The sequence below is a fragment of the Rhizobium sp. CC1099 genome (assembly GCF_029714385.1).
In the GTDB taxonomy this organism is placed as follows: domain Bacteria; phylum Pseudomonadota; class Alphaproteobacteria; order Rhizobiales; family Rhizobiaceae; genus Rhizobium.
Window position 1 is genome coordinate 4,052,210 of the sequence record NZ_CP121641.1, and the last position, 12,285, is coordinate 4,064,494.

The 12,285-nt window shown below is 57.9% G+C and carries 12 protein-coding genes and 1 pseudogene; 8 read left to right on the forward strand and 5 right to left on the reverse strand.

Translation table 11 applies throughout. The features are described 5' to 3' along the window. Positions 1 to 7 precede the first annotated feature (7 nt). Positions 8 to 811 carry a helix-turn-helix transcriptional regulator gene (locus tag QA644_RS20095; RefSeq protein WP_283070245.1) on the forward strand — a complete coding sequence of 268 codons (804 nt, stop codon included), beginning with the start codon at positions 8 to 10 and terminating at the stop codon, positions 809 to 811. Here QA644_RS20095 and QA644_RS20100 read toward each other — a convergent pair. Beyond that, complete coding sequence (locus QA644_RS20100; protein ID WP_074066226.1) at positions 808 to 1,026, reverse strand: hypothetical protein; 219 nt, start codon at positions 1,024 to 1,026, stop codon at positions 808 to 810. The genes QA644_RS20095 and QA644_RS20100 overlap by 4 nt on opposite strands. A gap of 402 nt (positions 1,027 to 1,428) precedes the next feature. On the opposite strand from QA644_RS20100, the gene QA644_RS20105 reads away from it, so the two are divergent. Both QA644_RS20105 and QA644_RS20110 read left to right on the forward strand, forming a co-directional pair. Continuing rightward, positions 1,429 to 2,472: a SagB/ThcOx family dehydrogenase gene (locus QA644_RS20105; protein WP_283070247.1), complete on the forward strand. Its 1,044-nt coding sequence runs from the start codon at positions 1,429 to 1,431 to the stop codon at positions 2,470 to 2,472. Between the two features lie 103 nt (positions 2,473 to 2,575). Continuing rightward, positions 2,576 to 2,932, forward strand: a complete 357-nt coding sequence (locus QA644_RS20110; protein ID WP_022713250.1) for a helix-turn-helix transcriptional regulator — start codon at positions 2,576 to 2,578, stop codon at positions 2,930 to 2,932. A gap of 80 nt (positions 2,933 to 3,012) precedes the next feature. On the opposite strand, the gene QA644_RS20115 is transcribed toward QA644_RS20110, so the two are convergent. After that, positions 3,013 to 3,219, reverse strand: a complete 207-nt coding sequence (locus QA644_RS20115) for a hypothetical protein (protein ID WP_039843519.1) — start codon at positions 3,217 to 3,219, stop codon at positions 3,013 to 3,015. Between QA644_RS20115 and QA644_RS20120 the strand changes: the two genes are divergently transcribed. The 4 genes and pseudogenes from QA644_RS20120 to QA644_RS20135 all read left to right on the forward strand — a co-directional run bounded on the left by QA644_RS20120 (position 3,218) and on the right by QA644_RS20135 (position 5,768). After that, positions 3,218 to 3,466, forward strand: coding sequence for a hypothetical protein (locus QA644_RS20120; protein ID WP_283070250.1), 249 nt, complete (start codon positions 3,218 to 3,220; stop codon positions 3,464 to 3,466). The two genes, QA644_RS20115 and QA644_RS20120, sit on opposite strands and share 2 nt — an antisense overlap. A gap of 173 nt (positions 3,467 to 3,639) precedes the next feature. Further along, positions 3,640 to 3,981, forward strand: coding sequence for a DUF2147 domain-containing protein (locus QA644_RS20125; RefSeq protein ID WP_283070252.1), 342 nt, complete (start codon positions 3,640 to 3,642; stop codon positions 3,979 to 3,981). 57 nt (positions 3,982 to 4,038) lie between these two features. Further along, positions 4,039 to 4,237, forward strand: a pseudogene (locus QA644_RS20130) (isoprenylcysteine carboxylmethyltransferase family protein); the annotation flags it as partial. Continuing rightward, positions 4,221 to 5,768: a DHA2 family efflux MFS transporter permease subunit gene (locus QA644_RS20135; RefSeq protein WP_283070253.1), complete on the forward strand. Its 1,548-nt coding sequence runs from the start codon at positions 4,221 to 4,223 to the stop codon at positions 5,766 to 5,768. The pseudogene QA644_RS20130 and the gene QA644_RS20135, both read left to right, overlap by 17 nt. Positions 5,769 to 6,151: 383 nt before the next feature. On the opposite strand, the gene dnaJ is transcribed toward QA644_RS20135, so the two are convergent. From dnaJ to QA644_RS20150, 3 genes are all read right to left on the reverse strand, one after another. Then, on the reverse strand, positions 6,152 to 7,294 hold the full coding sequence (gene dnaJ / locus QA644_RS20140; RefSeq protein WP_074066230.1) for a molecular chaperone DnaJ: 1,143 nt from the start codon (positions 7,292 to 7,294) through the stop codon (positions 6,152 to 6,154). A gap of 78 nt (positions 7,295 to 7,372) precedes the next feature. Next, positions 7,373 to 9,283 (reverse strand): molecular chaperone DnaK, encoded by a 1,911-nt coding sequence (gene dnaK, locus QA644_RS20145; RefSeq protein WP_028739374.1) that lies wholly within the window; start codon positions 9,281 to 9,283, stop codon positions 7,373 to 7,375. 277 nt (positions 9,284 to 9,560) lie between these two features. Continuing rightward, positions 9,561 to 11,846: a transglycosylase domain-containing protein gene (locus QA644_RS20150; protein WP_283070256.1), complete on the reverse strand. Its 2,286-nt coding sequence runs from the start codon at positions 11,844 to 11,846 to the stop codon at positions 9,561 to 9,563. A gap of 234 nt (positions 11,847 to 12,080) precedes the next feature. On the opposite strand from QA644_RS20150, the gene QA644_RS20155 reads away from it, so the two are divergent. After that, positions 12,081 to 12,263, forward strand: a complete 183-nt coding sequence (locus QA644_RS20155; RefSeq protein ID WP_239596167.1) for a hypothetical protein — start codon at positions 12,081 to 12,083, stop codon at positions 12,261 to 12,263. Positions 12,264 to 12,285 lie beyond the last annotated feature (22 nt).

Sequence of the window (12,285 nt, forward strand, 5' to 3'; positions counted from 1 at the left end):
CGCGGACATGTCTGCACTTGAGAATTTCGCCGAAAATCTGCGGCGCCTCTGCCTTGCCAAGGCAGGCAGCATCAGCGCTGCCGCGCGCGGTATGCAAATCGGCCGCTCGCAGATTGAATCCTATCTTCAGGCGCGGCGCGCACCGGGCCGGGCCTCTGTAAAGAGGATCTGTGAATATCTCGGTGTGACCGAGGAAGAGATGTACCAGCGGCCGGTTGCGGTCGATTTGGACCACGGCCGTCCATCGGCGCAACGCATCTTGTCTGCGGCGAGGGATGCCCTGGAACCGCTCCTCTTTGCCGATCCTTCCGCCGGTATCGCACCCGGCATTTATCATGCCTACATGACCATCCCTAGTACGCCGGAGAGCCTACTTTGTGCCGTTGTTGTTATTGCCAAGCAGGGAAGCGCCACGACTTTCCGGCGTCTTACCAATCGAGCGATCAAGAAGGGCGAATATTGGTCCCGCTTCACCGGCGATCACAAAGGCATCGTCGTCGAGCGGCTCAATTGCCTTTCCTTCGTCGCAGCCAATCAGATTGGTACACAAGAGCCGACGCTGATGCGCCTTCGGTGGCTGCCATTCTCCGAGAAGCTGCTTGGAGGGCACGCCATGATTTTTACGCCCGCTGGACCGTCCTTCAGCGCCGTTGTGATGGTGCCGCTGAGCACGAAGATAAACCTCAGAACGGCGCTGCGCCTCGCGAAAGTCTACCGAACGGCCGATGAGGCCATTCCGCGGATCGTACGGGATATGATTACCCAGCAGCGTGCCGATTTCATCTCTTCGGTCGCACGTGATCTCGGTTAGTTGAGCGACAGCCCGGCTTCATGGGTCGCGGGCGCGTGATCGACGTTGACGCGGTGCGCCTCGATCAGCGCCATAGACAAGAGGTAGGTCAGCATCGGCTGCCGGGCGCTGCGGCTTTGCGCGATCAGCGTGTTCAGCATGTCGATCGTATAGTCACCGACCCCGTCATCCAAATTCAGCGTTTGTTCGGCTTGTGCAGTCTTTTTATGGGCCATCGTGCTTTCTCCGGCGTCTTGTCGAGTTCATTCGCGCATTATGATTGGCATAATTCACGTTTTTCGGCTAGATATTTCTGTATAAACACAAAAATAACGATTTTAATTCAGAAATTCCCGGATTTTGACTTAAATTGAAGCAATACGCCACTGTGATGTATCAAACTAATATTTGCGAATTAATCGAATATTTTCAGTTGGCGCCTCATTGTTCGGGCTGCGATCAACACCGATTGCTTTCGAACCGAGGAGATGGAGCATGCAGAAGAAGAGCAAGCCGAACCTTAAGGTTACCGCAGCCAAGGCTAAGCCGACTTTTGTCAGCCGCGGCATGATGTTCCGCATCGATTAAGCGATGAGATGCCTGCCGGGCGAATGAGTTGCGGCGGGCATTTTTCTGCGATGCGCTATCGTTCCTCCCGCACGCTCGTCTTCCATAATGATGGTGCCGAGTTCGTCGCCTGTAATTTCCTCACCAAGGCTGTCTTCGAGTGCAGTCCGGACCTTCTGGATTTTTTGCGCGCTATTGCCGAGTGGAGTGATCGCGCCGCGATCCGCGATCAAGCGCCCGGCCATAGTGAGGACGAACTCGATGAAACGCTTGTGGCGCTTGTCGAGATGTCCGCACTTGTCGTCGAAGGATCCGAACTTGAGATGCGGGAGGAGGCCTTCCGTCAGCATTGGAAGTGGGGCGTGCCCGCCGCCCTGATGCATTTTTGCGTTCAGGACCCCGATTACATGTCCCTTAATGAGGCCGAAGATCTGCAGCGCGCTGCGCTCGCAAGCGATGGCGAGATCGAGCTCTACAGCCTCAATTCGGAGCAAGGCGATGTCATTTCGCTATCCGCCGAACCCTCCGGAAATTCCTTGCTGGAGCTGATGGCGAGGCGGCGGACTCAACGCAAGGGCCTTACGAAAGCCGTGTCATTGCACGCGCTCTCCGAAGCGCTTTTCGCAGGCCTTGGGATTACAGGCACTGCACGAAATTCGGTGGTGACGCTGCCGCTGTCGATGACACCGTCCGGCGGCGCACGCAACCCTTATGAAGCCTATGTTTTTGTGAAGGCGGTCGACGGGCTGGCGCCAGGAATCTATCACTATTCGGCCTTCGAGCATTCGCTGGCAAAGATATCGGACGCTTCGCCCTCTTTCGGCGATCTGGTGGGCGGCCAGGAATGGGCGGATACCATGCCCTGCATGATCGTACTCGTTGCCCATATGGACCGCAGCATGTGGAAATATAGCGATGCCAACGCCTACCGCGTGGTTTTGATCGAGGCCGGGCACATTGGGCAAAACATCATGCTTTCGGCCACGGCGCACGGCATGACGGCTTGCCCAACCGCGGCTCTAAGCCATACGCGGATCGGCGAATTGGTTGGTCTGTGCAATCCTGCTCATGCGCCGATCTACGCACTGACGCTTGGTTTCCCTGACGTAGCGTAAAGTCCAAAAAAAGTCGGTTGAATTTTGCAACTACCGGGTTGAGTTCTGCTCAAGAACCGGCATAGTATCGTTAGCAATTTGTTAATATATGAGGGAATGCTAGGTGCCGGATCCCGTAGATATCCTCGTCGGTCGCAATGTCAGACAGCTCCGCGCCCGCCGCCGTGTCTCGCAACTGGAGCTGGGGGAAGCTCTTGGTTTGACGTTCCAGCAAATTCAGAAATACGAAAAAGGCACCAACCGGGTCTCTGCCAGCAAGTTGCACCAGATCGCGGTCTTTCTTGGCGTTGAGATCTCCGCACTCTTTGAAGGCGCGGAAACGTCGCAATTCCCGTCAAAAGTTGCGCTAAGCCCCGAGGCTTATGAACTGGCTGTCAATTATGACAGGCTTCACTCGCCCGCGGGCAAGGAAGCGGTCAAAACCATTCTGACGCTGATGAGCGCGGAAAAGGCTGCCTGACGCTCCGATTCCGGCGATAGCAAAAGAGTATCCCGGTACCTTATGCCCGCCGCAGGCGGGTTTCTTTTTGTTTCGGGATTCTAATGAAGTTCGCGCTCGTGCAGCGCGACAAGCAAGTCGTCCTGCGTGTGATGCCCGGCGTGGTAAAGGTCGATCGCGATGCTGGCGATCGAAAGGCCCTGCTGGCTGCGGAGCTTGATGTTGCGCTCGGCACACCAAGTATAAAGCGCGCCGGCAAGGACGTCGACGTCATCCGGCTGAAAGGACAAGGAGGCTGCTGCCGTCATGGAAGTGACCTTCAATTGGTTTGTTCCCCAGAATTATGCGGGTAGTAGTGATGGCATTTCAGCAGGTTGCAAGCGGCATCCGCAGCCTGCGTTAACGCAGGACGTATTGCCGGTTTTCTCTGTTTCAAATTGGAACAGAAATGGCCGGCTCTACGGAGCGGTTCTGGATTCGTGTGGTTTTGAGACATGCCGCCATGTGCCGGGTGGCGGTTTACCGTCTATCGGCCGCTCCAAAATCAGGCTCTAAAGCGGCGCGCGTGCTTCGATCACGGCCAGCTTGGGGATCATCCGATCAAAAATCACGCTCAGTCGCGACGGTGAGAGCACCGACATTTTGCACTATAGCCTATCAGAAGTCCGAGGAACTCGATGACGCTATTGCCGTTACATATCAGCAGAGATCGCAATGGGAGTTTCCAAGTGACGATCAGGACTGTTTTTGTAACAATCTTCATATTGATAGCCAGCGTCGCGAGTGGTGCCGATAGAGTGGTGGGAACCTGGAAGACGGAAAACGGCGAGACGTCGGTGATCGACCATTGCGGAGCGAATTATTGCATTGTGGCAAAGAGCGGGCGATATGCGGGACAGCAGATCGGTTTCTTTTCAGGCAGGGCGGATACATATACCGGCCGGCTCACAGATCCGCGGACCAAGACAACCTATAGCGGCAGGCTCACCGTATCGGGAAACAGCCTCAAACTCCGGGGCTGCGCGACGAGCGTATTGTGCAAGACCCAGATTTGGACCCGCCTGAACTGAGATAGCGCTATCATCAGACCGTTTTGTTTTCCGAGCATCATTGTGGCGCTGAGCGGGACGATTGTTTCCAAGGGCCCGTATCGCTTCTTGCGCTATCCGAACTATGTTGTCGTGATGGGCGAGATCGCGGCACTCCCACTCGGTTTTGCCACTTTATGCACTTCTGTTTTCCATCGCCAATGCAATCATTGTGACCATTCGCGTCAAGGCCGAGAATGCCGCACTTGCAGGATTGTCCCATGCCGAACCGGCTTGATTCTGATCTTACCGATCGCCGCCAGAGCGTCATTTGGATCGGTTTCTTCGCCATGTGCATCGGCATGTTTATGGCGATCTTGGATGTGCAAGTTGTGGCGACGTCGTTGCCAACGATCCAGGCTGCTCTCGACATCGATCCCGAGCAGATGAGCTGGATTCAGACCGTCTATCTGATTGCCGAGGTAGTCGCCATCCCGTTAACCGGGTTCCTGACGCGTTTTCTCACCATGCGATGGCTGTTCGTGACGTCGCTGGTCCTGTTCGTGATCGCGTCGGCGGGGTGTGCGATCAGCAGCGGCTTCCGTGAACTCGTCGCCTGGCGGGTTCTGCAGGGCTTTTCAGGCGGAACGCTGATACCCTCTGTCTTCTCGGCGGTGTTCATTCTGTTTCCAAACGAGCGCCAAGCCCTTGCCACGACCATTGCCGGCGTTCTTGCCGTCCTCGCTCCGACTGTCGGGCCGATTGTCGGTGGCTGGCTGACAGAGACCTACTCCTGGCATTGGCTTTTTTTGATCAATATCATTCCTGGAATTCTTGCCGCTCTTGTTGCAATGCGATCGCTCCCTCAAGAGCGCGTCGACGTCTGGGAACTTCGCGGGCTTGACGGGGTAGGACTGGTCACGATGGCCGTCGCTCTGATTACGCTGGAGCTTGGATTGAAGGAAGCGCCCACGAGCGGCTGGATGTCAGCATATGACAGTGGCCTGTTCGCCGTCTCAGCCCTATCAGCATTGGCATTCATATGGCGATCGCTCCACCGGGCCCGGCCATTGGTAGAGCTTCATAATTTCCAAGATCGAAACTTTATGGTGGGCTCGACGCTAAGCTTCATCCTCGGCTTCGGTCTATTCGGTTCTGTCTATCTGATGCCTGTGTTTCTGGCCTTTGTCAGAGGACATAACGCATTCGAAATCGGTATGACAATGCTCGTAACCGGCATCGCGCAATTATGTACAGCGCCAATTGCTGTTGCGCTCGAAAAGCGAATGGACCCCCGCCTGCTGTCCGCGGTCGGCTTCGCGCTCTTTGCAATCGGCATCGGTATGAGTGCTTCGCAAAACCCTCGCTCAGATTATGACGCAATGTTCTGGCCACAGATCATAAGAGGCGTCTCCATCATGTTTTGCCTTCTGCCGCCGACCCGTCTGGCGCTCGGCACGCTGCCGCCCGAGCGTGTTCCAGATGCAAGTGGTCTGTTCAATTTGATGCGAAACCTTGGCGGCGCAATTGGGATCGCGCTCATCGATACCATACTATATACCCGCTCGGAGCCGCTTGGACAAAAGCTCTGGGATCGCTTGCAGGCAGGGAATTTGGAGGCTGCCGAGTTCATCGGCGCGCCGGCCCAGATCGTTGCCGGCCACACTGGCGCTTTTGATGCGGACACGACAGCAATATTGAACCCCCTTGTTCAGACCGCGGCAACCGTCCAAGCGCTCAACGAAGCGTGGATGATGGTCGCAATCATCACGGCATGCGCTGTCATATGCCTCCCTTTTGCAAAGCCTGTTTTGCCGACGCAGTCGTGACCGAGGTCCCGCGTGATGCGCGCACATTAGAGCCCATGGAGCCGGCGGTGAGCACGAGGCCAGCAATGAGCTTCTGCTTCGTGCTGCATCTACAAGGTTTTCGATCGCAGATACGCACCCGCCGATCCTGATTTGCGCTTTGTCGTGAGCGGGCGCCTGAAGGAGTTCTTCCAGAACGGGAAGCACTATCACGACCTGAGGGTCAGTCGCTGCGTCTGCCTACCCAACCGAGACTGCACCCAGCATGGATGCCCTGAACTGGCATCGGGAGGAGCGTTTTTCGACTAACGTGAGCGAACATGTCTGGGCGACCCCTTGCAGGGCATGAAAAAAGCCGGGATGAAACCCGGCTTTCAACCTGCGCTGTGTTTGCGTGCCAGTCCTTATCCCTCGAAGAATTCCTTCATGCGCGCAAAAAAGCCTGTCGATTCCGGATTGTTCTCCTTCGAGGAAAGCTGCTCGAACTCCTGGAGCAGTTCGCGCTGCCGCTTCGAGAGCTTTTGTGGCGTCTCGATCTGGATCTGGATGTAGAGATCGCCCGTCTGGCTGGAACGCAGCACCGGCATGCCCTTGCCCTTGAGGCGGAACTGCTTGCCGGCCTGTGTGCCTTCCGGAACGGTGACGCGCGACTTCGTGCCGTCGAGCGTCGCCACATCGAAAGTGCCGCCGAGCGCTGCCGTCGTCATCGATATCGGAACGGCGCAATAGAGGTCGGCTCCATCGCGCTGATAGAATTCGTGCGGCTTCACCGACAGGAAGATATAGAGATCGCCCGCCGGTCCGCCGCGCGTGCCGGCCTCGCCTTCGCCCTGCAAGCGGATGCGCGTGCCATCTTCGATACCAGCCGGAATATTGACCGAGAGCGAACGCTCTTCCGTTACGCGGCCCTGGCCATGGCATTTGGGGCATGGATCGGGAATGATCTGGCCGCGGCCATGACAGGTCGGGCAGGTTCGTTCGATCGAGAAAAAGCCCTGCGCCGCGCGAACGCGGCCGGAGCCCTGACAGGTGCCGCAGGTTTTCGGTTGCGTGCCGGGCTTGGCGCCGGAACCCGAGCACATATCGCAAGTGATCGAGGTTGGAACACGAATCTGCGCCGTCTTGCCGGAGAAGGCCTCTTCCAGCGAAATTTCCATATTGTAGCGAAGGTCGGCACCACGCTCGCGTCCGCCGGATGAGCGCTGCCGTCCCCGGCCACCACCCATCATCTCGCCGAATATGTCTTCGAAGATGTCGGAGAAGCCGCCGCCACCGGCGAAGCCCGCACCGCCGCCGAAGCCGCCAGCACCCATGCCGCCATGCTCGAAGGCTGCGTGACCATAACGGTCGTAGGCCGCACGCTTCTGCGGGTCCTTTAGCGTTTCATAGGCTTCGTTGATTTCCTTGAATTTGATTTCGGCGCTCTTATCGTCCGGGTTCTTGTCCGGATGATATTTCATTGCCAGTTTGCGGAAGGCGCTTTTCAGCTCTTTTTCATCCGCCGTTTTGGCGACGCCCAGAGTTTCGTAAAAGTCCGCTTTTGCCAATTTAAACCCCGGAAATGGATTTCCGGCTGCCCTCGGGCAGCCGGATTGCAGTGTTTAGCATAACCGCTTCGCCGCGGATTATGCGGACTTCTTGCGGTCGTCGTCCTTGACTTCTTCGTAGTCGGCATCAACGACATTGTCATCACCTGCCGAAGCATCTGCCGTACCGGCTTCCGCCTGCTGGGCTTCGTAGATCGCCTGACCAAGCTTCATGGACACTTCCATGAGGGTCTGCGTCTTCGCCTTGATATCCTCGGCATCCGGGTCGGTCGCCTCGGCTGCAGACTTCAGAGCCGCAATCGCATCGGAGATCGCGGTGCGGTCGGCCTCGGAAACCTTGTCACCGTAATCCTTCAGCGATTTTTCCGTCGAGTGAACCAGGCTTTCGGCTTGGTTCTTGGCCTCCACGGTTTCGCGGCGCTTCTTGTCTTCCGCGGCATGCGATTCTGCATCCTTGACCATCTTTTCGATGTCGGCGTCCGAAAGGCCGCCGGAAGCCTGGATGCGGATCTGCTGTTCCTTGCCGGTACCCTTGTCCTTGGCCGAAACCTGCACGATGCCGTTCGCGTCGATATCGAAGGTAACTTCAATCTGCGGAACGCCGCGCGGCGCCGGCGGCAGGCCGACGAGGTCGAACTGGCCGAGCAGCTTGTTGTCGGCAGCCATTTCGCGCTCGCCCTGCGAAACACGGATGGTGACGGCCTGCTGGTTGTCATCGGCAGTCGAGAAAGTCTGCGACTTCTTGGTCGGGATCGTCGTGTTGCGCTCGATCAGACGGGTGAAGACGCCACCGAGGGTTTCGATGCCCAGAGACAGCGGGGTCACGTCGAGCAGCAGGACGTCCTTGACGTCGCCCTGCAGAACGCCGGCCTGGATGGCAGCGCCGAGCGCAACGACTTCATCCGGATTGACGCCCTTGTGCGGCTCCTTGCCGAACAGCTGCTTGACGACTTCCTGAACCTTCGGCATGCGGCTCATACCACCGACGAGAACGACTTCATCGATCTCAGCCGGGGTGACGCCGGCATCCTTGAGGGCTGCCTTGCACGGCGCGATCGTGCGCTGCACGAGGTCGTCGACCAGGCTTTCGAGCTTGGCGCGCGTCAGCTTCAGCGTAAGGTGCTTCGGGCCGGAAGCGTCAGCCGTGATGAAGGGCAGGTTGATTTCGGTCTGCTGCGAGGACGAGAGCTCGATCTTGGCCTTTTCGGCAGCTTCCTTCAGGCGCTGCAGTGCGAGCTTGTCGTTCTTGAGGTCGATGCCGTTGTCCTTCTTGAACTCTGCAACGAGGTATTCGACGAGACGCATGTCGAAGTCTTCACCGCCGAGGAAGGTGTCGCCGTTGGTGGACTTCACTTCGAACACGCCGTCACCGATTTCGAGGATCGAAATATCGAAGGTACCGCCGCCAAGGTCGTAGACGGCAATCGTCTTGCCTTCCTTTTTGTCAAGCCCGTAAGCGAGGGCCGCTGCGGTCGGCTCGTTGATGATACGCAGAACCTCAAGACCCGCGATCTTGCCAGCATCCTTGGTTGCCTGGCGCTGCGCGTCGTTAAAGTATGCCGGAACCGTGATGACGGCCTTCTCGACCTTTTCACCGAGGTAGGATTCAGCCGTTTCCTTCATCTTCTGAAGGATCATCGCGGAGACCTGCGCGGGCGAATAGCCCTTGCCATTGGCTTCGACCCAAGCATCGCCATTGTCACCCTTCGAAATACTGAAAGGGACAAGACCCTTGTCCTTCTCGACGGTCGGATCTTCGTAGCGGCGGCCGATCAGGCGCTTGACGGCAAAGAGCGTATTCGTCGGATTGGTGACGGCCTGGCGTTTTGCCGGCTGGCCGACAAGGCGTTCGCCGTCGTCGGTAAATGCTACCATGGAAGGAGTCGTGCGCGCGCCTTCCGCGTTCTCAATGACCTTCGCGTCCTTGCCGTCCATGACAGCGACGCAGGAATTTGTCGTTCCGAGGTCGATACCAATTACTTTTGCCATGTCATTTACTCCTTGAAGCAAGCTGTCGGAACCCCGAGAAGGCATTTCCCTGACAGCCCCTTACGGGATGTGGGTCTTCGGAATTAACGCAATCGTGATTGCGGTGTGCGGCGTATATAAGGAGCGGTTTTCTTGACTGCAAGGCGAGAATGAGCCCGAAATCCAGCAAAACGAACGTGTTGCATTCACTTTCTACAGTGAGCGAAAAAAGTCCGCCGTCCTTCGCATCTCCGTGGACTTACCAAAGCCGGCTTGCACCGAGCATGAGCGGCTTCGCTCATTGGCCCATGATCAGGTCAAGCAGCGTGGTGCGGCGCGGCTGGACGGAAGAGGTGGCCGCAGGGCTGCCGACATCTCCCGGTGGAATCGGTCCTCCCGGAGCGGCCACGGCCTGTTGCTGCTGACCGGGTGCCGGTGGAAACGATGTTTGCGCCTCCGTGCTGCTCCCACCTCCGAAAACGCCGGAAATGATGCCGCCGATCGTTGTCGGCTGCTCCTGCATCGGCTGCGGTTCAGCCTGCGCCATCGGCTGATTGCCGAACCCATTCGGGTCCGCAATGAACTGGCCGTTGCCGAAAAGCGGAGCTGGAGAAAGACCCTTGTGCGCGGCAATCATGAATTCCTGCCATGCCTTCGCAGGCAGGCCGCCGCCGGTAACCTTCTTCATCGGCGTGCCGTCGTCATTGCCGAACCAGACACCGGTCGTCAGATTGCTGGTGAAACCGACGAAGAGCGCATCGCGCGAATTCTGGGTCGTGCCCGTCTTGCCGGCCGCCTGCCAGCCAGGAATCTTGGCGCTTTTGCCCGTGCCGGTCTCGATCGTGCCCATCATCATGGCATTCATGTTGGCGGCGACCGTTTCAGAAACAACGCGCGGCGGGTTGTCATATGTGTTCTCATAGAGAACCTTGCCCTCGGCGGTCGTCACCCGGCGGATCACATGCGGGGTTGCCTTATAGCCGCCGTTCATGAAGGCGGCGTAGGAAGCGGTGAGCTCCGTGAGCGACACTTCAGACGTGCCAAGCGCGATCGAGGCATTCGGCTGCAGCTCGGTCTCGATGCCGAGTCGGTGCGCAAGCTTGATCACCTGCTCCGGCCCGTCATACATGACGAGCTGGGCGGCGACGGTATTCAACGACTTCGCAAGCGCGGTCGCGAGTGTCACCTCGCCATTGTATTTCTTTTCATAATTTTCAGGCGTCCAGTTGCCGATGCGAATCGGTGCGTCGTTGAAGACGGAATAGGGCGTCAGACCCTTTTCGAGTGCGGCGGCATAAACGAAAGGTTTGAAAGAGGAGCCCGGCTGGCGCTTCGCCTTGACCGCGCGGTTGAACTGGCTTTCGGCATAATCCCTGCCGCCGACAAGCGCTCGGATCGCGCCAGTCCCGTCGATCGAGACGAGGGCGCCCTGGGACGCATCGAGCTTTGCGCCGTCCTTGCCGAGAATGTCGTTGAGCGACTGCTCAGCCTTTTTTTCCAGCCCCTTGTCGATCGTCGTATCGACGATGAGGTCCTCTTTCACCTCGCCGACCAGCCCGGTTAGCTCGTCCATAACCATGTCGGCCACATATTGACCAGCGCCCGACCAGTAGCTCTTCGCCTTGGACGGCGTCTGCGTCATCGCCGTCTTCACCTCGTTGTCGGTGATATAGCCCTGGTCGCGCATGGCCTGCAGTACGACCTGGGCACGGGCGTTTGCGGCGTCTGGGTCGCGGGCCGGAGAGAGGCGTGACGGCGCCTTGACGAGACCGGCGAGCAAAGCCGCTTCCCCGAGGTTCACGTCACGCGCGGACTTGTTGAAATACCGGCGGGCGGCGGCCTCGACGCCGTAGGCATTCGAGCCGTAGAAGACGCGGTTCAGATACATCGCCAGGATCTGATCCTTCGTATATTTCTGCTCGAGCCAGAAAGAGAGCAGCACTTCCTGCACCTTGCGCTCCAGAGTGCGATCCGGCGAAAGGAAGAGGTTCTTGGCGAGCTGCTGCGTCAAGGTGGAGCCACCCTGAATCGGCTGGCCCGTCAGGTTGTTGACGACGGCGCGGGCAAGCCCCATTGGGTCGACGCCGAAATGCGAGTAGAAGCGCTTGTCTTCTATCGCGATGATCGCTTCAGGGATGTAGGGCGACATCTGATCGAGCGATAGCGCCTCGCCGCCGGTGGCGCCACGATTGGCAATCACGCTGCCATCGACAGATGTGATCTTGACGTTCGGCGGCCGTTCAGGGATCGCCCAGGTGCTGGCGCTCGGCATGCGCGAGCCGTAGTAGAAAACCAGCCCAGCTGCGCCGATGCCGGCCCAAATACCAAGAACGATGCACCAATAGACCACGCGGCGGATGAAGCTGAAGAGACCGCCATCCTGGCGTTCCGGCGGCTCGCGTCTGCTGCGCCTTTTCCTGTCGGGTGCGCGGGTTCTTGTTGCGTCCGAGGAAGAACGTTTGGTTCCGCGTCGGCCCGCGATACGATCGTCGTCATCCAGCGAGAAATCGTCGTCCTCTTCAAAGCGGCTACGGCCGCTGAAGGACGGTTCGATTCTATCGCGTGATCTGCCCCTACCTGCCATCGTGGACCGGCCGCACCCCATATGTCGCAAGCGCTCTTTGCGCAATCATCCGGGTGGACTTTAAATACGGCGATTTAAGGGGTGGTTAAGACTGCAGGCAAGCGGTCCCGACGGCGCTTCAGCCCTGCCGTTTGCGCATGGCTGCCATTCGTTGCGGCTGTCACGAAACTGACATATATCGCGCAACCTTACGCCGAAGAAAAAAGCAATAAGCGTAGTAGCTAGGCATTTAATATGAGCATTGACCTTAAGAGAATAGACGAGACCTGTCTTCGCGAGATCTGGAGCATCCATGAGTTTGCCCGGCAGCATCGGCTGAGCAAGATGGAGGAAAGCCGCCTGAAAATGCTGCACGGTCCGTTTGCAGAGATGCGTGAACTCGTGGCAGGCTCTGATCGCAAAGCTTCCGTTTGGTAATTTGGAACCTTTAGCTGTCCCG